This window comes from Antrihabitans stalagmiti, assembly GCF_016482825.1.
GTDB classification, from domain to species: domain Bacteria; phylum Actinomycetota; class Actinomycetes; order Mycobacteriales; family Mycobacteriaceae; genus Antrihabitans; species Antrihabitans stalagmiti.
The window spans coordinates 192956-212058 of record NZ_JAEMNV010000004.1; the positions used below are offsets into that span (position 1 = coordinate 192956).

Sequence of the window (19103 nt, forward strand, 5' to 3'; positions counted from 1 at the left end):
TAGTCTTCCGGCAACGGTAGACCGACGTCACTTCCGCGTGCGATACACCTCCCGTAATGCGCGTGACCGCGCCTTGACCGTGCGGGTGCGCTCCTGGCGTAGTCGTGCATCGGTGCGCGACGCGACCCATTCGTTCTCGCGGAGCAGTTTGCGATAGCTGTCGAGTCTGCGTTCGGCCAACTCACCGGATTCGACCGCTGCCAGTACTGCGCAGCCCGGTTCGTGCAGGTGTCCGCAATCGTCGAATCGGCAATCCTCGCCAAGCTCTTCGAGATCACTGAATGTCGTCGAAATGCCATGTGCGGCATCCCAAAGCCCGATACCGCGCAGTCCCGGCGTGTCGATCAACGTGCCGCCGGAGGGCAGCGGGAACAGTTCGCGATGGACCGTCGTGTGCCTGCCTTTGCCGTCGACGCCGCGGACTGCATTGGTTGCCAGTCGTTCCTCGCCGAGGAGCGTGTTGGCCAGTGTCGACTTGCCTGCTCCCGACGGTCCGATCAACACGACCGTCCCGTCGAGCATTGCGGTGAGGACATCGATCCCCTCGCCGTTCGTAGAGCTGACGGCAAGGACAGTCGCGCCGGGGGCGATGGCTCGAACGTCGTCGAGGCTCTGTGAAATATTCTCGGCGGCATCGGCTTTCGTCAAAACGACGACGGGTTGGGCGCCGCTTTCCCAGGCGAGCGCGAGCATCCGCTCGATGCGCCCGAGGTCGACGTCACCGTCGAGTGCGGTCACGATCAGCACGGTGTCGACGTTCGCCGCGAGGATCTGAGCTTCCGATCGTGCCGACGCCGTCGACCGTTGGATTGCGCTGCGGCGATCGAGAACGTGCATGACGCTCGGATGACCGCCGTGGTCGCCGACCGCTACCCAATCGCCGGTGCATACCGGCTCTATCGTTCGGGCGCGGATCGGTCCGTCGGGAGTTATGACATCACATTCGCCACGGTCGACGCGGACAACCCGAGCAGGGCTGAACTCGTTTTCGGCGGCGAGGAGGTTTTCGAATTGCCTTGCTACGGAATCGTTCCAGCCGTAACGGTCGAGAAGGTGGAGCTGTTGCATTGGGATTGAACTTTCGTCGAGGAGGAGACCCTCGACGCACGTCGGCGGAGGGTCAGGGGAGGTGGATTGTGCGCAGCACGACAACCGATACGACAGCCACGAACAACAACCTCCCTTTCCACTCGAATCGCTTGAACCTTAAAAATCGCAGACTTGCGGCGCCTGCGCAAGCTATTTATTCGGCGGGCCGCTGGAACCGTTCCTTGCGGCCCAACTTGCGCAGCCGCAACCATTCCCGCAGACCCGCTGGGTCGCGTTCGGTGACGAGGAAGAACCAGCCGAAACGGATCCATTCCTGCGGCAACAGTCGTCGCATTCCTGGCTGCGACATCAGATAGCCCCGGTTGCGGTAGGTGAAGTACCGCTTCGTCGCGTCGTCCGGGTACTGCGTGTGCATCCGCCCGCCGAGGATCGGCTTGAATTCCGCGGCACCGTTCGGGTGCAGGTAGGCGGTCTGCAGGCAGGTCCCGAACGGGAGTCCCGACCGCACGAGTCGCCTGTGCACCTCGACTTCGTCGCCACGTACGAACAGCCGCAGATCGGGAACGCCGACCGCATCGATCGCGTCGGCCGATAGCAACGCGCCGTTGAACAGCGACGCGATACCGGGCAGCAGATCTTCTTCGCCCAACTCCGACCGCAGCCGTCGCCATACGACGCCGCGGCGCAAAGGGAACGCGAGGCGGTCGGGTTCGTCGATGTCGCAGACGACGGGTGACACCTCGGCCAGCCCGTTCCGGAGCGCGCAGTCCAGCAGGATCTGCAGCACGTCGGGGCCTTCGGGCCTACCGTCGTCGTCGGCGAGCCAGACCCAATCGGCTCCGATCGATAGGGCGTAGAGGATGCCGAGTGCGAAACCGCCTGCGCCGCCGAGATTGTGCGCGGACCCGAGATAGGTGACGCTCGCGGGCTGATCTTCGACAAGCGTGCGGACCTCGGACTCGTTGCCGTTGTCGACGACGACGATGTGGTCGACCGGTCGCGATTGTGAGGTCAGGACAGCCAACGACTCGGCCAGCAGCGCTCGTCGTCGATGGGTGACAACGACAGCAACGATCCGGGGTGCGGAGCTTGTTTCGGTCATCCCTGCTCGCCGCGCTTTTTCTCCGCTTCGAGTTCCTGCAGCGTGCGTGCCACATGTTCGCCGGCCTCGGGTCCCTCGTAGGCCGTGACGACGTCCTGGATCCCGCCGCGTTCGCGAATCTGGCCGTGATCGATCCACATCGCGGTGTCGCAGAGTTGGGCGAGGAACTCGTTGGAATGGCTTGCGAACACCAGGATTCCGGAGCGTTCCACAAGTTTCTGCAACCGGATGCGCGCCTTCTTCATAAACTCCGCATCGACGGCGCCGATACCCTCGTCGAGCAGCAGAATCTCGGGGTCGATGCTGGTCACGACCCCCATCGCGAGCCGGACCCGCATACCCGTCGAGTAGGTACGCAAGGGCATTTCGAGGTAGTCGCCGAGCTCGGTGAAGTCGGCGATCTCTTCGATCTTGGCGAGCATCTGCTTGCGCGTCTGCCCGAGGAACAGTCCACGAATGATGATGTTCTCGTAGCCGGAAATTTCGGGATCCATACCGACCCCGAGGTCGAACACCGGTGCAACGCGGCCGCGGATCTGCGCGCTGCCACGTGACGGTTCGTAGATGCCCGAAAGTAACCGCAGCAGCGTCGATTTGCCCGCACCGTTGTGTCCGACGAGACCGACGCGGTCGCCCTCTTTCAGCGAAAGGTTGATGTCGCGCAATGCTTCGACGACAACAACTTTCGACGGATTGCGACCGATGGCGCCGCCCGCTTTGCCGAGAAACGCCTTTTTGAGCGAGCGCGACTTGGCGTCGAAGATGGGAAATTCGACCCAAGCTTGGTGAGTTTCGATACCTACCGACACGACGTATCCCCTAAACCCAGTAGGGCACGCGGGCCCGGTATTTGCGCATGGCCAGTAGGGCCAACGTCCAGCCGAGCACCGTGAACGCCAGCACGATGTACCAGTGGTAGGCCTCTTGCTCCTCGCCGATGAGCGGCGCACGGATGATGTCGAGGTAGTGGAACAGCGGGTTCAGCTCTGCCAGTTTCACCCGTTCGGCCGCCTGACCGCCCTGCTGCTCCAGCGCTTTCGTCGTCCACATGATCGGTGTCAGAACGAACGCGAGCAGCACGAAGCTGCCGAGAATCGGTGCGATGTCGCGGTAGCGGGTACTGAAGATGCCGAAGACGATCGACCCCCACAGCGCGTTCAACATCAGCAGTACCAGCGCGGGGATCGCCGCGAACGACGTCCAGGTCAGATCCCGCCACACGCCGAAAGCCACCAACATCACCACGTAGATCAGCATGTTGTGCGCAAGCAGCAGGATCTGACGCCACACGAGCCGATAGACGTGCACGCTCAACGCCGAGGGCAACTGCTTGATCAGCCCCTCGTTGGCGACGAACACTTCGGAGCCCTCGAGGATGCTGGCACTGATCAACTGCCAGACGATCAACCCGACGGTGACGTAGGGCAAGAACTCGTCGAGCGGTATGTCGAGCAGGGCCGAATAGAGGATTCCCATGGCCGCCGCCTGCACGCCGGTGGCGATGGTGATCCAGAAGGGACCGAGTACGGAACGCCGGTACCGCTGCTTGATGTCCTGCCAACCGAGCGACAACCAAAGCTCACGCTGGCTGAACCCGTCGCTCAGGTCCTTGAAGGCGCGCCGAAATGTTTGTGAGTCCGAGACGGGTAAAACCTCGTCATCGGTATCCGGAGCTGCAGTCGACACGATTGCCGAGCCTACCGGGGTCGGGCGGGGGTCAGAGATATTGCCCGGTCCCACCCGGTGCCGAAGGGCCTGGCCCACCACGCGGATCGGCCGAGTGCAGGCCGGGAGGCAGTGCACCCTGACGCATTTGCTCCAGTTGCGCGCGCGCTGCCATCTGCTGTGCGAACAGTGCGGTCTGGATGCCGTGGAACAGTCCCTCCAGCCAACCGACCAGCTGCGCCTGCGCAATCCGCAGCTCCGCGTCGGACGGCACCGACTCCTCGCTGAACGGCAGCGTCAGCCTCTCGAGCTCGTCGCGTAGCTCGGGGGCGAGGCCTTCTTCCAGCTCGCTGATCGACGAGCGGTGGATCTCCTTGAGCCGATTGCGGCTCGCATCGTCGAGCGGAGCCGCACGAACTTCTTCGAGCAACTGCTTGATCATCGTGCCGATCCGCATCACCTTGGCAGGCTGCTCGACCATGCCGGCGAGTGACTCGTGCTCGCTGCCTTCGGTGCCGGTCTTCGGCGCGGTCGCTCCGGCCGCGGCTGCTTCCTCGGGGGAAACGGCGACAGGTTGACCGTCGGGTCCGATAACGACCACTTGTTCGTTGTCCGCGTGCGTCATGACCCCATCTTGTCGGTTGCACACGAATTGCGCCAAGAAGCTCGAGCTCTATCCTGGAATGGGTCGTTGCGGGGGGTCGATGTGATGAAGGCTGGGCTTACATGATGAGAGGGATCTGCATCACTGCTTCGACGACGGACCATTTAGAGTGGCGGGCATGACATACGACGTCGCACGGGTTAGAGGGCTCATCCCCTCCCTGGGCGACGGGTGGATCCATCTCGATCCACAGGCGGGAATGCAGGTGCCTGATGCTGTATTCCGCGCTGTATCAACAGGATTCAGGACTTCGTCGTTTTCGCACACCGGTCAGCACAGTGCGTCGCAACGCAGTGCCGGGATACTGGAGCGCGCCCGACAGGCGGTCGCCGATCTGGTCGGTGGCGACCCGGCCGGCGTCGTACTCGGACCCGACCGTGCGCTCCTACTGGCGTGGCTGGCGGAGTCGCTGAGTTCGCGTCTCGGGCTCGGAACCGGCATCGTGCTCTCCCGTCTCGACGACGAAGCCAATGTCGCACCGTGGTTGCGGATCGCCAATCGGTACGGCGCTCACGTGCGCTGGGCCGAAGTCGAGATCGAAACCTGCGAGCTCCCCGCCTGGCAATTCGAGGAGTTGATCGGCCCGACCGCACGTCTGGTTGCGCTCACGGCGGCGTCGCCGATCGTCGGGTCGGCGCCGGATGTTCGGGTCGCCGCCGACCGTGTGCACGAGGTCGGCGGGCTGCTTGTCGTCGACGCCATCGGAGCCGCGCCCTACGCACATATCGACATCGACGAACTCGGTGCGGACATCATCGCCGTCAGCGGCACGTCGTGGGGCGGTCCGCAGGTCGGCGCGCTCGCGTTTCGCGACCCTGCTTTCCTCGACCGCATTCCTGCCATGTCGCTCAACCCGTACGCCAAGGGTGCCGAGCGGCTCGAGGTCGGCGGTCATCAGTACTCGATGCTTGCCGGGCTCACCACGTCGATCGACTACCTCGCCGGTCTCGACGAAGCAGCCACCGGAACTCGGCGAGAACGGCTCGAGACGTCGATCAGCTCGCTGCAGGCGTACCAGGACGATCTGTTCGAGCACCTCATGGCGACGCTGGGCGATCTGCCGAAGGTCACGGTCATCGGGCGCGCGTCCACTCGAATTCCGACCGTCAGCTTCACCGTCGCAGGCACGCAGTCGGAGAAGGTCGCAGCCAAACTGGCCGACCATCGGATCGGCACGCTCAGCGGCAGCCACGGCGGGAGTCGGCTGCTCGACGCACTCGGCGTCAACGACGAAGGCGGCGCAGTGACCGTCGGTCTGGCGCCGTACACGACCAAGTACGAAATCGATCAGCTCGGCCGCGCACTGTCGAGCCTGTGATCATCTGATTCGCAGCACCACTTTGCCGACACTGTCCGGCGAATCGAGCAGGTCGTGAGCTGCGGCGACGTCGGCAATCGGGAGTTCTGCGTGGACCACAGGCGAGACGGTTCCGTCCGCGATCAACGGCCACAGATGTTCGACGACCTCGGAGACGATCTCCGCCTTGCCTGATCGGCCGGTCTCGGGACGCCCGCGCAAACTCGCGGCTGTCACCGACGCACGCTTCATCAACAGCTTGCCGAGTTCCAACTCGCCCTTCATGCCGCCCTGCATACCGATAACGACGAGCTGACCGTCCGCAGCCAGCGCATCGACGTTGCGGGACAGGTACTTCGCGCCCATGTTGTCGAGGATGATGTCGGCGCCGCCATGTTCCTGTACAGCAGCGACGAAATCGTCGTCGTGATAGTTGACCAGGATCGAGGCACCGAGGTCCTTGCAGCGGTCCAGCTTGTACTGCGAGCCTGCGGTGACGGCAACGGTCGCGCCGCGAGCGACCGCAACCTGGATCGCGTGGGTGCCGATCCCGCTGCCGCCGCCGTGGACCAGCAGCAACTGGCCCGAATGCAGTCCGGCGCCCATCACGACGTTCGACCAGACCGTGCAGGCAACCTCCGGCAGCGACGCTGCGGCGTAGAGGTCGAGGCTCTCCGGTACAGGCAGTACCTGGGTCGCGGGGACGACGACCTCCTCGGCGTATCCGCCACCTGCCAGCAGGGCACACACCCGATCGCCGACCTTCCAACCGGTCACGCCGTCGCCGACCTCGGAGATCACGCCGGAACATTCCAGTCCGAGAACGTCACTCGCACCGGGCGGTGGCGGGTAGAAGCCCTGCCGCTGCAAGATGTCCGCACGATTGACGGCGGTTGCGACGACGTCGATCAGAACCTGCCCATGGCCCGGATGGAGGTCGGGCCCGTCGGTCCATTCCATAACCTCGGGTCCGCCGAAACCGTTCAACCTGATCGCGTACATGTGCCGACGGTAGCGCAGGCGAGTCGGCCGATAGCGCTGAGCTGTGCGAATAGAATGTTCGTGTGCAGGATGACCAAACCGGCCAGTCGGGGCTGGAACCGAAATGGCTCACCGCCGTCGAACAGCAGGCCTGGCGCGCCTACATCGACGGCCAGCAGAGGCTCACAGATCAGCTCAACCGCGACCTGGAGGATCGTCACGACCTCTCGATCGCCGAGTACCGAATTCTCGTCATGCTTTCCGAAGCGCCGGACCACGAACTGCGAATGAGCGAACTCGCCGACGGCGTGCTTTCCTCACGCAGCCGCCTGACCCATCAGATTCGCCGTATGGAAACCCAGGGCATGGTGCGCCGCAGCACCTGCGTCGACGACGGTCGGGGAGTGCTCGCCCAACTGACCGACGAGGGTCGCCGCAGGCACGAAGAAGCAGCGCCGACACACGTCGAAGGAGTGCGGCGGAGTTTCGTCGATCTTCTGACGCCCGAGCAACTGCAGACCATCGGCGACGCCTTCCGAAAGGTCAGCGCAACCATCGCCGAGACACAATCCGAATAGGACGCCACCGGGGTCAGCGGCTAGTATCTGCGACGGAAGCGTGGCAGAGCGGCCGAATGCACTCGCCTTGAAAGCGAGCGTCGTGAGAACGACCGGGGGTTCAAATCCCTCCGCTTCCGCCAAAGTTCGACCGCCCGCTATTTGCATCTAACGTGCAGGTAGCGGGCTTTTTGTTGCTCGCGCCATCAAGATCAAACTACGTCGCTGCCCACACATTGCCCACATTCGCGCCAGATCTAGCCTTATCCAAGGCGATGCCAACGGCGTCGAGATCCTCGTCGAACAGGTCTGCGTACGTGTCGAGGGTCATCGCCGCCGAGGCGTGTCCGAGCATCCGTTGCAGTGCCTTCACGTTGACGCCGGCCGAAACCGCGAGGCTTGCCGCGGTGTGGCGAAGGTCGTGCGGCGTGACGCGGGGGATGCCCGACTTCTCGACTGCCTTCGTGAACCAGCCGGTGAAGCTGACCGATCGTCGAAGGTGCTCACCGTCGCGGCCGGGAAACACGAGATCGTCGCGCGCCTTGCCCTCGCACTGGCGGGCCAGCTCGACGACGAGAAAGTCTGGGATCGGGACTGAGCGCGTCACGTGACTTTTCGGAGTGCCGACGTGCATGACCATGTTTACTTGCACGGCGTTTTCGCTTACGACGAGACGTTTACGCAACAGGTCAAGATGCTTCACGCGTAGACCGATCGCTTCGCCCCACCGGAGGCCGCAGTACGCGAGTAGGAGCACGAGCGTCTGGCGGTCACCGGCGGCGGTCGCGAGTGCATCCACCTGCGTATGCGTTAGGTAGATCCGTTCCTTGCGCTGTTTGCGTGGCAGGTTCTCGACGCCCCGCGCCGGGTTCTTCGCCAGTCGCTTCGCTTTCACGGCGCTGTCGAGCACCCCGGCAAGTACGCCGTATGCGCGGATGACGACGGTCGCACCCTTGCCCTTCACCTTCACACCGTCGATTGTCTTGTCGCGGCCGAGGTCGGCGATCCAGCGCTCGACCGCATCGAGGTCGACGTCGGCAAGGCGTTCCCCGCCCCATCGTGGCTCGACGTGCACACGCCACGCAGTTTCGAGGGACTTGTAGGCAGACGGTTTCAGGTCGGACTTTTTGCGCTCCAGCCACGTCGGCCCGATCTCGCCGACCATGATGTAACCCAGCTTCGGCGGCACATACTCGCCCCGCATCTTCTCGACTTCGACCGTCGCGGCGAAGTCCTGTGCTTGTCTCTTGCTGGTGAATCCGCGTTTGTCCGTTTGACGGCGGTCGGGCGTCCGATACCGGACTCGGTAACGTTTGCCCGTTGCGGTCTGGTAGCTCTCAATTGTCGCCACGGATTAGCCTCTCCCGCATCTCTGATTTGAGGGTGCGGGCGACCCGCCCGCGTTTCTGGGCGCTCGATCCTTCGCCTGCTCGGAAGTTTCTCTCCGCCGAGAAAGATCTGCCCCAAAGTTTCTGTGCCAGTTCGCCAAAGCGCTTCGGTGAGATGTTCAGGGAGGCTGCCGCGCGCAACTCGGCTTCACCTCCCGCCTGGCGGAAGGCCATGTCGCGAAGATTCCGTTCGAACTCGTCGTGGGTTAGCTCAACGATCGGGCGTCCGCCGGCGTCGTGGCCCACGACGTTCCTACGTCGATCTGCGGGTGTTCCCTGGACGAGTCTGACTATGTCAGCGCCGCTTAGTTCGATCCTTTCGGTGAGTTGGACCAGGCCGTCGTACTGAAACAGATCCCCGAGGCCGACTTCCGCTTGCGTCACCTCGCTGAGCGTCACGCAGAGCGCGATGAGCATGGGAAGCGTCGGGCTTACCTTGCCCTTTTCGAGTGCAGACACGCGGCTGTCGGTCCATTTCAAACCAAATCGGCGTGCTGCGGTTGCAATCTCGTCAGTCGTGGCGCCGTACGTCGTTCGCAGCCGGAGCACGTTTTGGCCGACGACTTTCGCTAGGGGCACTGGCGTTTCCATGACCGAGAGAGTACCGCAAAAAATCGTCGGCTTGACGATTGGCAGTGAATCGTGGTTATCTGGCCTCAGACCGCAAGATATCATCGGATTGAGAAGTGAGGAATCGGCTCATGAACGAGGAAGGTCGGCCACCGTTGGCCACACCCGCTGAGGTTGCCGAATATCGGCGGGTAACAGTCGCCGCGTTGGCGCAGGAGCGCTATCTGGGGACTGGTCCGAAGTTTAAGAAGCTCGGCAAACGAGTGCTTTATGACTGGGCCGACGTCTACTCGTGGATCGACGGAAACACCATGGCTCGCACAGACGGCGGTCGCGGTGCGGCCTGAAACGGTTGCGCTTGCAGAGATCGCCATAAATCGCATCGAGACTGCGCTCGATTCTGCAGGCACAACCCGCCTATCGCTTGCTACCGCTACAGGAATCCCGGTGTCGACGCTACGGCGTCGGATGAAGGGTCACGGAGCCCTTGACATTGACCAACTCGAAAGAATCGCAACAACTTTGGGGTACGAAGTCGAAGCTTTCGTGCTCCCCGAGGACGAATGGCGCGGCTTACAACGGCAAACGCGTCATGACATGCCTGACCAACAGAACGGAGAGATGTGATCATGTCCAGCCCTGAACCATCCTCGGAAGCCAGTCCCGACGAGTTCGCCGCGTGGATGTCCCGCGCGCATCCGGACGTCGCTCGTGAAAGCGCTCTTTGGCGCTGGCACCGCCACGACTTCGAGCATGCGGCCGTCACTGATTTGACTTCGATCCGCCCTCCAGCGGAAAAATGGATCAGCAGCAACTGGACTCGGTACTCCGATGTCGCTGCACAGACCGAGTTCTGTTCGGTTCCGCTGAGCGTGCGACTCGACCGTCACGCCGGGGAGTTGCACAAGGGTCAGAAGCAGCTGACGCACGCGTTCGCATCAGTGCAGCTTGCGCAGGTGGCAGTAGAGACCGCGCCGATTGTCGAATTGCTTCGTCACGGCATGGTTGATACGGATGATGTTCTGCCGCAGCCCGGTTCACGCTACCGGCTGACGTTGGACGAGGCTGCAGGGCTAGCACACCTGTTGTTGCTCGCCGTTGACGTCGCTCGCGCTGAACGGTCCCAATGATGGCGTACGCGTACATGGACGCCATCCTCGAGCAGCCCGAGATCCGGACGGAAAACTATCCCAACGAGCCGGACCGGGCTCGAATCAGCGTCCGCTACGCGTCACTCGTTGTTCATTTGAGCCTCACGGAGGCGACGGAACTTGCAGCCGCGCTCGCTTTGGCATTGACGGCCGTTGATACCTCCGAAGCGAGGACATGAGAGCAAATGGAGCCAAGCCCGCCCGGGACCAGAGACGAATCAGACGATTTCATGAAGGTGTCGCCTGCGTTGGTCCGTCGTCTCGGCAGTGCCAACTCCGCCTTGGTCTACGCGCGAATCGAATTCCGGTGTGGGCTGGCTGGAACGGGGCGAGTCGAGGACGTATCCGGCCGGTGGTGGCGCGCATCCATGTCCACGCTGTCACAGGAGACAGGACTGTCGGTGGACGCTCTGCGGCGAACACTCCCGAAGCTTCAGAGTTCAGGCCAAATCGAGTCGTACAAACATCGAATTGGCGGCGCCAGCGACCAGACCCTGTCATACCGGATCAGGCCGCTACCTGCCATTCGGGCAGACGCCCGATTCGAGAACGTCAAACAACCGGATGGCAGGTCAGGGGCACGGTCAATTGACCGAATCGATTCGGCCAAAGGGCCGACTTATCAATCGGTCAAACGCCCGAATCTTTCCTCTCTCAAAGAATTAGAAGACAGAGACACGCGCGCGACAGGCAAGTTCGACCGCGACGTCAAGAGCTGCCCGGACTGCCACGGCACCCGATGGGTCGTCGATGACGAACAAAACCCCGTCCGAAAATGCAATCACGTGCGCGCGCCGATCAGGAGGCCAGCATGACCACGACGATCGACAGATACGGCGAACCGATCAACGACGATCCGCCAACCGCCCACGATGCAGAACGCTGCAGTGGTTGGCGCGGAGAAGATTTCGACGGGCGACCTATCCCGTGTCTGCTGTGTAGGCCGCATCTCGCTCACACTGCGAAGGTGTACGACGGCGCAGGGATGATCCGGTGACTTCCTCGTTCTACGACAACCTCGTCAATGCTGTGTTGGTGGGTGCACCGAGCTTGCCGACCGCACGGTGCGCGGGTCGTCCGGAGTTGTTCGACGCGGACGTTGACGGAGAATCCGTCCAGGCTCGCACAGTTCGCCACGGCCTCGCACGCGCCGAGTGCTGCAGATGTCTCGATCTGTCCGCATGCCGGGAATGGTTGCAGCGGATGGACATTCATCACCGAGAGGTAAGCGGCATCGTCGGCGGCGAATCGAGAGGCTCCGACGAACGCGCAGCAGTTCCGAAAAGCATTCCAGTGCAACGAAATAAGATGCTCGACATCGACTCTGAGATCTACATACCGTTGCGCAGTGCGATGCAACTCACCTCGCGCTCAAGATCAACGATCTTGCGGTGGGTGAGGGACGGTCGAGTCGAACGGATGCTGCTTCCGGACGGTCTCGTCGGATTCTGTGAGGACGACCTCCTCAGGGTTGAAGCTGAGACGCGCCGCGCGTTGGCGGCGAACCGGAGCGTCGCGTGACGGGCTCCGGCGCGGTGATGTTGGCGTTGCCGCCCGAAATTTGTCGTCACGTTTGCATCGCGCTGCAGAGGTACATCCAGCACCGCAAACGGTCAGGGATGGTGATACCTGCCGAAATCCGAGAATTGGAACACAACCTCATCGAGTGGTCACGAACGATCAGTAACGGTCAGGAGCGGTCACGGTTTGCGCCTTCGGAACCGGAGGCCGAATCTGACGACATGACCAAGACTCTTGTCGACTATTCCGAAGCCGCACAGATGCTTTCGGCGTCGTACTCGACAGTCCAGCGCATGGTGCGAACGGGGAAGTTGCATCCGATCCTGCTCGGCGCCAGGACCCCGCGAATCGCAGTCGAGGAAATCCGTGGACTCGTAACGGCACGCGATATGGCGGTGGTCTGACATGAGTTACGAAGTGTTCGTCGATCAAGACGGTGTGCCGGCAGTGTCGGTCGACCGCGAACAAATCTTCCGCGACGCCGCCGAACTCGTCACGAAATTACTTGTGCTGAAGGAAGATTCACATTCAGCAGTGCGCGTGATCACCGACGAAGTCCAGGCACAAGGCCAACTCGCGCAAGCGGTAATGGGTGACGCCCTCGTGCTTCTGTCGTCACGAATAGTAGCCCCGCTGTTCCAAGTGCTCGAGACCAAAGGGATGACGAGCGCCGAGCTGTTCGACACATGCGTCACAGCCTTCGAGCGGGGACGGTGATACTCCGATGACCGGTGGCCGGATCAACATTCTTGTAGACCTCGACACCGCGGCCGCTATGTCGCAGCTCAAGACCCTCGGCGGCGCCATGGGTGTGACTCTTGGTGTCGCCGGGATCGCGGCAGGGTTCGGCAAAGTCGTCAGCCTCGGCAACGATCTGACGAACACGCTGAACACCATGCAGGCGGTCTCGTCGGCGACCGCTGATCAGATGGCCGCCGTGTCGGAACGGGCAAAGCAGCTCGGCAACGACATGACGATCCCGAACACGTCGGCGACGAATGCAGCCGAGGCGATGACCGAACTCGCCAAGGGCGGTCTGTCGGTCGAACAGACGATGGTTGCTGCGAAAGGCAGCCTGCAGCTTGCGGCGGCCGCGCAGATTGACGCCGGAACGGCCGCGAATATTCAGGCGCGTGCGTTGAACGCCTTCAAACTGGAGGCGTCAGACGCAACTCTCGTAGCCGACACGCTAGCGAACGTGTCGAACGCAGCCAGCGGTGAGATTGGCGATTTCGCGATGGGGCTGAATCAGTCCGCACTTGTTGCGAAAGGACTCGGCCTTTCTCTGGAGGACACTGCAACGACGCTCGGACTCTTCGCGAAGAACAGCCTTCTGGGATCAGACGGCGGCACGAGTCTCAAGACGATGCTGATCGCGTTGGAGTCGCCGAGTAAGGCGCAGGCCGCTGCTCTTCGGGAGTTGGGTGTAGAGCAGTTCAACGCTCAGGGTCAGTTCGTCGGTATGCGCGTGGTGACGGAGCAGTTAGCGGCTGCTCAGCAGCGGATGACGACCGAACAGTTCACCGCGGCGGCGGCGACTGCGTTCGGCACCGACGCGGTCCGTGGTGCGACTGCATTGGTTGCCGAAGGCGCAGCGGGCTGGGATGAGATGGCTGGCGCCATCACTCGTCAGGGTGGCGCGGCGGAAGTTGCGGCCGCGAAGACGCAGGGGCTTCCTGGTGCGTTGCAGCGGGTGCAGAACGCAGCCGAGACTTCTGCGCTGGCACTGTACGAACTCGTCGATGGTCCGTTAGAGAGGTTGGCGAACTTCGCTGCTGGTGGACTCACCAGCGCTACCGAGGCGGTCGGGAATCTCGGATCCGGATCAGCGGCGTCCGTGCCGTTCGTGCAGGGATTCGTCTCAGCCTGGGACGGTCTGCCCGAGGTCGGCAGCAAGGTCATCAACGTCTTGCGTCCGATCGGTGAAGTCGTTCGGGAGAACGTCGAGGCGCTTGGGCAATCCGGTGGTGTGGTCGAGACGGCAGGGCAGGCGCTGCACGGACTTGTCAACATCGCCGGTGCCGGACTGACGATCCTCACCCCGTTCGCGGAAGCGGTCGGTGCTGTCGGTTCGTTCTTCGCTGGGCTACCCGGTCCGGTGCAATCCGCAGTGGTCGCGTTGGTCGCGTTCCGGTTGCTTATGCCCGCGATCACAGCCTCGTTAGCGACAGCGGGAGCGGCTCTGTCCCGATTCGCGATTACCGCAACGGGCCAGGCGGTCGGCGCACTTGCCGCAGTCACAACTTCCTTCACGACCGCGGCGGCTGCGGCAACGCGATTCGGTGCGGTTGGTCGTGTCGTGGCAGGTGGTATGTCGGTCGCGCGGGTCGGGATCAGTTCGTTGACGTCCGCGCTCGGCGGACCGTGGGTGCTCGCGCTCGCGGCGGCGACCATCGGTATCACGTCCTGGATGGCGAGCAACGACGCTGCGGCCGAACGCGCAAAGCGGCTGCGGGACGCGACGGTGCAGATCGCGGCCGCGCAGCGCGACATGTACAAGGCGTTCACCGAATCCAACGGCGGATTGTCGCAGTTGGCGCTGTCGTCGATCAGCGTGCAGGTCGAAGCGGTAACCGGCAAGATCGACACGCTGACTGAGAGCGGCGCGAGCTGGACGAACTATGTCGGCGACGCCTTGCAGACTGTGTCGGGGTTTTGGGCGAACTCGGCCGGCGAACATACTGCCTACCTGGAGGAGCAAGAGGGCCGCGGCGACCGTATGAAGGCGGTCTATCAAAGCCTCGGCCTGAACGCGCAGCAGTTGGCCGAGCAGTTGGCCAACGATGACACGTGGCCCGAACTGCAGCGCAAGCTCGAAGGGGCTGGGCAGGGCGGTGCCGAGTTGCTCGCCGAACTCGGCCCGCTGCACGAGGAGGCGGTGCGCGCCCGGCAAGACGCGGCGCTGCTGACCCCGGGCGTGTCGGATTTGTCGGCTGCGGTGAAGACGCTGGCGGACACGTCCTCGTCTGCCGAGGAACAGCTCAGCGCTTTGCACGAGATCTTGGATGTGTTGTCGGGCAAGCAGATTCCGCTGTCGGAGGCGGTGGCGTCCTACAACGACACCATCAACAAGGTTGTCGAATCCACTGCTGAGGCGGTCGATCAGACGAAGGGGTTCGGCGACGCTCTTGTTGGTGTGAACGGTGCCGTCAACACGGTGCTGCCGAACGGTGGGGCGCTGTTCGATCAGTTGGTCCGGTTGCGTGGCGAAAGTGAAAAAGTTGCGCTCGCTGCCTACAACCAGAAGATTCAGACCGGCACTGTCGCCGAAGCTCAGCAGGCCGCACGCGAGCAGATGGCACGCACAGCCGAAGCGCTGGGTCCGCTTGCCGCCAAGTACGGGATCAGTGCCGACCAGATCGAGCGCATGGCACGCGAGGCGGGTCTCGTGCCCGAGACGATCGTGTCGGCGGTGGCATTACAGGGTGCGAGCGAGTCGACGCAAGAGCTGTTCATCATCAACCAGGAACTTGCGAAGGCTGGCGCAGGGGCGTCGGTCACGGTCGATGCACCGACCGAGGACGCCCGCAAACAACTCGAAGTGCTCGGCGTGAAGATCGAAGAAGTTGCAGGACACCCGAACCTGGTGAAGATCACCGCGCCGAATGAAACGGCGTTGCAGCAACTTGATCAGATCACGAAGGTGATCGACAGCGCGACGCGGACTCGGTACGTCGACATTGTCCCGCGACGAGTCGGGTCCCCTGAGCAGGTCGCCAACGCTGCGGTGCTGGATTCCGGGGTCACCTTCGGGCGGCCGCCGGGCCTCGCGACGGGTGGGCGGTTGCCGACGTCGGGACCGGGGACCGACGTTGTGGACGGGTTCCTGGGCATGATTTCCGGGATGCCTGCGGTTCGGCTCGACGGTGGCGAGCAGATCACGCGGCGAGCGATGGTCGATAAGTACGGTCCGCGTCTGTTCGATGAGATCAACGCGGGCACGTTCCCGATGTTGCCGGGGTACAAGGACGGTGGTCGGATCGCGGTCGACCGGATGAAAGATTTCGCGCAGTCGCAGAACGGTTTGCCGTATGTGTGGGGCTCGCGGGATTGCTCGTGGTTCATGTCCGCGATTCAAGCGGTCGGAATGGGTCACGAGCCTGGACGGCTGTACACGACGCACGATCTGATGGCGGGCAACACTGCCGGGTTGAAGTCGGGGTCGCAGGGTCCGTTCGTGATCGGTGTCAACGACGAGCATATGGCGGGCGATCTCGACGGTGTCCCGGTCGAGTCGGGCGGTAACGGTGTCCGGTACGGCGCGGGTGCGCTCAGTGCGAACGATCCGAGGTTCGTGAAGCAGTTCTATATGCCGTCGGATTTGTTCGATCCACCGCTCACCGCCACGTCTCGTGAGTCCTCCCGCGACGATGAGTCGTCAACGGGCGAGAACCGCGGCGACCGCAGCACCGCTGAGCCTGATGCACAAGGCACCGACAAGAACAGGTCTGCGGGGCAGGCGCTGAGCGACCTTCCGCAGACACTGTCGGGTGCGGCTGGTGCTCTGGCGAGCGAGGTCGTGTCGTCGGTGGTGGGTGATGTGCTCGGTGTTCTCGGTGTCAACGACAGCGGGATCGTCGGGAAGTCGATCAGTCTGGGTCGCAGCATCGCCGAATACGATCCCGACCCCACCGGGGACGGGCGTCGGAAACGGCAGCAGGAGTTCGACACGGCACCGACGACCGATGACTCGGATCCGAAGGTGATGGATCAGCAGCCGATCAGTTACGACTCCGGTCGTGGTGTCGAGCAGTGGGCACCGGTATTCGCAGAGGCGTTGTCTCGCACGGGTAATCCGTCGCAGGACCTGGGTCGGACGCAGGAGCAGGCTCGGATCGAGTCGAACGGTAACCCGGACGCGGTCGGTCCGGATTCGGCGGACGGTAATCCCCGCGGGCTGCTGCAGGTGAAACCCGCCACGTTCGCGGCGTTCCGGGATCCGGAACTCGCGAACAACGTGCTGAATCCGTTGGCGAACTCAGTCGCAGCAATGAAATACACCAACGATCGGTACGGCAATCTCGCCAACATTTGGCCAACCGCCAAGGGATACAAGGACGGCGGTATCGAACTGTCGCCGATGGCGGCAGGTAAAGCGAGCATCGTCGGCCCGAACACGTGGCGCGTCGTGGGCGATCGAGCCAAGGACGACGAGTTCTACATCCCGGACACTAACGATCCCGCGCATGTGGCGATCGGTCAGGAATGGGCACGGCGCCGAGGATTCCAGCTCGTCCGTATGCACGCCGACGGCGGCATTCACGGGGGCAGCAGCGGACGGGGCGCCGCAGCGATGGACGTCGACGCGATTGTCGGTGGTGTCTTCGGACGGATGGGAACCGTGAACATCAACGCACCGACCGGTGATTCGATCGGTATTCGCCGGGAGTGGGAGCGGTGGCTCGGCCGCGCGACACAGCATTACGCCATGGGCGGACGATCCTAGACCGAACGAAAAGCAAAGGGAGACAGTAACTAATGCAAGATGCGATCGCTCCAGGCAGAGGTCACTTCGACGCAGCCGGAAACTACTACCTGCCAGAGGGGCGCGGCGTTCTCTCGCAGACAGGCGTGTACACCGATCCGCACGGCGCCAAGATCTACGGCGCGGCCCAGTTCCGCATAAGTCCAGACACGGGCGGATTGGTCCCGCGGGTGCCGATCCGCGACGCAGCGGATCCGCAGCGGATCCGCAGCCGCTGCCGCCGATCGTCCCTGTAGGCCCAGGCTGGCCCGTACCGCCCGCATAACCCCACAGCCCCCGCATAACCCCGACAAACGAACCAACCGCAGGAGGACCCCCATGAAAACACTGATGCACACACTGATGTCCGAGCGGATCGCGCTGAGGGCTGCACTGACGGACAACATCCGCCGTGCGACGAAGCCGGATCCGAACTACACACGAGAAGCGAACGCGCAGCGCGCCAGCGAGGTTCGAGCGCAGCTGCTTCGTGATGGCAATGCTGTACTCGCTGAGCACGCACAGAAAGCGGCGCAAACCGCAGCGCAGTTGAAGATCGCTGCGGCAGGGGAGAGGCCTCATGTGGATGCGAGTTCGGCTGCCGATCTGATCCGTACGGAACAAGCGTGGCGGAACAATGTGTTGCCAGAGTTGGAGCGGGGCAGACCACTCAACCAGGTGCTGAGCGACGCTGCCGTCGACGACGTCCTCGGTGCGGAGCGATTCGCGCCGGCCTACTACCGGTCGAAGTTCAACAGCAACACGAGTCTGTCGGCGATGCAGGAGGGGTATGACGCCTCGACCATGCGAACGACGCTCACGCCCGCCGTACAGGATCTCAGCTTCGTCGATCACGCGATAGCAGACCGGTTTGCGAACATGGCACCGACAAGTGCCGCAGCAGATTTGATCCGATTCGCTGCCCGTGCTGATGTCGATCTCGCCACGTACCGCGATGTCGCCGCCAGTGTCGATCAAGGCGACGCGATGGGTGCCCAGATCACCATCCACTTGAGCGCGCAGAGCGGTTACGCCGCAGAACCAGCGCACGAAACGCAGGAGCAATCTGCGACCAGCAACAACGCTCCCGCCGACGCATAGGAAACGCGCGAACTGTGAACGGGACGGAAGCCTCTGCGGGGTCCCCGTCCCGGTGCACAGCTACCCAGGGGGGTGGGCCTCTCCCATCCGTCTCTGGCACTGAGCGACCAGGCTCTAGAAGGTATGTCGACCGAAAAACTCAAGTGGGAACTTTGCTAGGAGGGTGAATTGCCGCCCCTGATGAACCAGCAGACACCGAACAGCCGGGCTCGACGTCGGTCGAACGCTCCTGGTCACCGGCCCTTTTTCGTCGTCCTGCCGAGGGAAGGGTGCACGGACCCTGTCCCCAAAATTCCGGCAGGCAGAGTGTGGTCGAGGGTCGAAAAACAGCGTTGGAAAGAGCTGTGGACGTCGCCGCAGGCTACGCAATGGGACGAATCGGCGGCCGTAACCGTCGCTTTGCTCATCGCATACGAGACTCAGCTGCTTGCCGGTGAGGGCGCAGCGTGGCTCGCGCAAGAAGCACGTCACGCGGGCGACGCTCTCGGACTAACGCCGCGCGCGATGGCCGCCCTCGGCTGGACAATCGGCGACCGGACGTCGCAATGACCAGTGCACGCCGACGGGCCCGATCGAAGGATGGAAGCCTTGA

General features: G+C 63.0%; 21 protein-coding genes and 1 tRNA gene. 14 read left to right on the top strand and 8 right to left on the bottom strand.

Features of this window, described 5'->3' with window-relative positions; genetic code table 11:
- Window positions 1-27 precede the first annotated feature (27 nt).
- From rsgA to JGU71_RS13940, 5 genes are all read right to left on the bottom strand, one after another.
- Window positions 28-1068, bottom strand: a complete 1041-nt coding sequence (gene rsgA / locus JGU71_RS13920) for a ribosome small subunit-dependent GTPase A (protein ID WP_199704759.1) — start codon at window positions 1066-1068, stop codon at window positions 28-30.
- Between the two features lie 175 nt (window positions 1069-1243).
- Entirely contained in the window at window positions 1244-2152 is a 909-nt protein-coding gene (glfT1, locus tag JGU71_RS13925; RefSeq protein ID WP_199704760.1) for a galactofuranosyltransferase GlfT1, read from the bottom strand.
- The gene (wzt, locus tag JGU71_RS13930; protein WP_199704761.1) at window positions 2149-2961 is read right to left on the bottom strand and encodes a galactan export ABC transporter ATP-binding subunit Wzt/RfbE; all 813 of its coding nucleotides are present in this window, start codon (window positions 2959-2961) and stop codon (window positions 2149-2151) included. The genes glfT1 and wzt overlap by 4 nt, the downstream gene beginning before the upstream one ends.
- A 10-nt stretch (window positions 2962-2971) precedes the next feature.
- Window positions 2972-3838 (bottom strand): galactan export ABC transporter permease subunit Wzm/RfbD, encoded by an 867-nt coding sequence (gene wzm, locus JGU71_RS13935; protein WP_443624008.1) that lies wholly within the window; start codon window positions 3836-3838, stop codon window positions 2972-2974.
- Window positions 3839-3869: 31 nt separating this feature from the next.
- On the bottom strand, window positions 3870-4442 hold the full coding sequence (locus JGU71_RS13940) for a bacterial proteasome activator family protein (protein ID WP_199704762.1): 573 nt from the start codon (window positions 4440-4442) through the stop codon (window positions 3870-3872).
- A 157-nt stretch (window positions 4443-4599) separates the two neighbouring features.
- Here JGU71_RS13940 and JGU71_RS13945 point away from each other — a divergent pair, with 157 nt between their 5' ends.
- Window positions 4600-5799: a cysteine desulfurase-like protein gene (locus JGU71_RS13945; protein WP_199704763.1), complete on the top strand. Its 1200-nt coding sequence runs from the start codon at window positions 4600-4602 to the stop codon at window positions 5797-5799.
- Here JGU71_RS13945 and JGU71_RS13950 read toward each other — a convergent pair whose 3' ends face one another.
- Window positions 5800-6780, bottom strand: coding sequence for an NAD(P)H-quinone oxidoreductase (locus JGU71_RS13950; protein ID WP_199704764.1), 981 nt, complete (start codon window positions 6778-6780; stop codon window positions 5800-5802).
- Window positions 6781-6842: 62 nt separating this feature from the next.
- Between JGU71_RS13950 and JGU71_RS13955 the strand changes: the two genes are divergently transcribed.
- Both JGU71_RS13955 and JGU71_RS13960 read left to right on the top strand, forming a co-directional pair.
- Window positions 6843-7337, top strand: coding sequence for a MarR family winged helix-turn-helix transcriptional regulator (locus tag JGU71_RS13955; protein WP_199704765.1), 495 nt, complete (start codon window positions 6843-6845; stop codon window positions 7335-7337).
- Window positions 7338-7371: 34 nt separating this feature from the next.
- Window positions 7372-7459: transfer RNA gene (locus tag JGU71_RS13960), tRNA-Ser, on the top strand.
- 74 nt (window positions 7460-7533) lie between these two features.
- Here JGU71_RS13960 and JGU71_RS13965 read toward each other — a convergent pair.
- Window positions 7534-8667, bottom strand: a complete 1134-nt coding sequence (locus tag JGU71_RS13965) for a site-specific integrase (RefSeq protein WP_199704766.1) — start codon at window positions 8665-8667, stop codon at window positions 7534-7536.
- On the bottom strand, window positions 8654-9295 hold the full coding sequence (locus tag JGU71_RS13970; RefSeq protein ID WP_199704767.1) for a hypothetical protein: 642 nt from the start codon (window positions 9293-9295) through the stop codon (window positions 8654-8656). Before JGU71_RS13970 ends, JGU71_RS13965 begins: the two co-directional genes overlap by 14 nt.
- A 110-nt stretch (window positions 9296-9405) precedes the next feature.
- Between JGU71_RS13970 and JGU71_RS13975 the strand changes: the two genes are divergently transcribed.
- From JGU71_RS13975 to JGU71_RS14025, 11 genes are all read left to right on the top strand, one after another.
- Entirely contained in the window at window positions 9406-9621 is a 216-nt protein-coding gene (locus JGU71_RS13975; RefSeq protein ID WP_199704768.1) for a helix-turn-helix transcriptional regulator, read from the top strand.
- Window positions 9545-9901 (top strand): helix-turn-helix domain-containing protein, encoded by a 357-nt coding sequence (locus JGU71_RS30575; protein ID WP_372433171.1) that lies wholly within the window; start codon window positions 9545-9547, stop codon window positions 9899-9901. Before JGU71_RS13975 ends, JGU71_RS30575 begins: the two co-directional genes overlap by 77 nt.
- Before the next feature lie 2 nt (window positions 9902-9903).
- Window positions 9904-10404, top strand: coding sequence for a hypothetical protein (locus JGU71_RS13985; protein WP_199704770.1), 501 nt, complete (start codon window positions 9904-9906; stop codon window positions 10402-10404).
- Entirely contained in the window at window positions 10404-10604 is a 201-nt protein-coding gene (locus JGU71_RS13990) for a hypothetical protein (protein ID WP_199704771.1), read from the top strand. The genes JGU71_RS13985 and JGU71_RS13990 overlap by 1 nt, the downstream gene beginning before the upstream one ends.
- 632 nt (window positions 10605-11236) lie before the next feature.
- Window positions 11237-11422 (top strand): hypothetical protein, encoded by a 186-nt coding sequence (locus JGU71_RS13995; RefSeq protein ID WP_199704772.1) that lies wholly within the window; start codon window positions 11237-11239, stop codon window positions 11420-11422.
- Window positions 11423-12167: 745 nt separating this feature from the next.
- Window positions 12168-12350: a helix-turn-helix transcriptional regulator gene (locus JGU71_RS14000; RefSeq protein WP_199704773.1), complete on the top strand. Its 183-nt coding sequence runs from the start codon at window positions 12168-12170 to the stop codon at window positions 12348-12350.
- Between the two features lies 1 nt (window position 12351).
- Complete coding sequence (locus JGU71_RS14005; protein WP_199704774.1) at window positions 12352-12663, top strand: hypothetical protein; 312 nt, start codon at window positions 12352-12354, stop codon at window positions 12661-12663.
- A 7-nt stretch (window positions 12664-12670) separates the two neighbouring features.
- The gene (locus tag JGU71_RS14010) at window positions 12671-17392 is read left to right on the top strand and encodes a phage tail tape measure protein (protein WP_199704775.1); all 4722 of its coding nucleotides are present in this window, start codon (window positions 12671-12673) and stop codon (window positions 17390-17392) included.
- A gap of 32 nt (window positions 17393-17424) precedes the next feature.
- Complete coding sequence (locus tag JGU71_RS14015; RefSeq protein ID WP_199704776.1) at window positions 17425-17667, top strand: hypothetical protein; 243 nt, start codon at window positions 17425-17427, stop codon at window positions 17665-17667.
- Between the two features lie 82 nt (window positions 17668-17749).
- The gene (locus JGU71_RS14020) at window positions 17750-18511 is read left to right on the top strand and encodes a hypothetical protein (RefSeq protein ID WP_199704777.1); all 762 of its coding nucleotides are present in this window, start codon (window positions 17750-17752) and stop codon (window positions 18509-18511) included.
- A gap of 180 nt (window positions 18512-18691) precedes the next feature.
- A complete protein-coding gene (locus tag JGU71_RS14025; RefSeq protein WP_443624014.1) occupies window positions 18692-19060 on the top strand; it encodes a phage terminase small subunit in 369 nt (122 codons plus the stop codon).
- Window positions 19061-19103 lie beyond the last annotated feature (43 nt).

Bases quoted from the DNA above. Each gene is read 5' to 3' on its own strand.
- rsgA (WP_199704759.1), bottom strand. From the start codon at position 1,068: ATGCAACAGCTCCACCTTCTCGACCGTTACGGCTGGAACGATTCCGTA.
- glfT1 (WP_199704760.1), bottom strand. From the start codon at position 2,152: ATGACCGAAACAAGCTCCGCACCCCGGATCGTTGCTGTCGTTGTCACC.
- JGU71_RS13940 (WP_199704762.1), bottom strand. From the start codon at position 4,442: ATGACGCACGCGGACAACGAACAAGTGGTCGTTATCGGACCCGACGGT.
- JGU71_RS13945 (WP_199704763.1), top strand. From the start codon at position 4,600: ATGACATACGACGTCGCACGGGTTAGAGGGCTCATCCCCTCCCTGGGC.
- JGU71_RS13950 (WP_199704764.1), bottom strand. From the start codon at position 6,780: ATGTACGCGATCAGGTTGAACGGTTTCGGCGGACCCGAGGTTATGGAA.
- JGU71_RS13970 (WP_199704767.1), bottom strand. From the start codon at position 9,295: ATGGAAACGCCAGTGCCCCTAGCGAAAGTCGTCGGCCAAAACGTGCTC.
- JGU71_RS13975 (WP_199704768.1), top strand. From the start codon at position 9,406: ATGAACGAGGAAGGTCGGCCACCGTTGGCCACACCCGCTGAGGTTGCC.
- JGU71_RS30575 (WP_372433171.1), top strand. From the start codon at position 9,545: ATGACTGGGCCGACGTCTACTCGTGGATCGACGGAAACACCATGGCTC.
- JGU71_RS13985 (WP_199704770.1), top strand. From the start codon at position 9,904: ATGTCCAGCCCTGAACCATCCTCGGAAGCCAGTCCCGACGAGTTCGCC.
- JGU71_RS13990 (WP_199704771.1), top strand. From the start codon at position 10,404: ATGGCGTACGCGTACATGGACGCCATCCTCGAGCAGCCCGAGATCCGG.
- JGU71_RS13995 (WP_199704772.1), top strand. From the start codon at position 11,237: ATGACCACGACGATCGACAGATACGGCGAACCGATCAACGACGATCCG.
- JGU71_RS14000 (WP_199704773.1), top strand. From the start codon at position 12,168: ATGACCAAGACTCTTGTCGACTATTCCGAAGCCGCACAGATGCTTTCG.
- JGU71_RS14005 (WP_199704774.1), top strand. From the start codon at position 12,352: ATGAGTTACGAAGTGTTCGTCGATCAAGACGGTGTGCCGGCAGTGTCG.
- JGU71_RS14010 (WP_199704775.1), top strand. From the start codon at position 12,671: ATGACCGGTGGCCGGATCAACATTCTTGTAGACCTCGACACCGCGGCC.
- JGU71_RS14015 (WP_199704776.1), top strand. From the start codon at position 17,425: ATGCAAGATGCGATCGCTCCAGGCAGAGGTCACTTCGACGCAGCCGGA.
- JGU71_RS14020 (WP_199704777.1), top strand. From the start codon at position 17,750: ATGAAAACACTGATGCACACACTGATGTCCGAGCGGATCGCGCTGAGG.
- JGU71_RS14025 (WP_443624014.1), top strand. From the start codon at position 18,692: ATGAACCAGCAGACACCGAACAGCCGGGCTCGACGTCGGTCGAACGCT.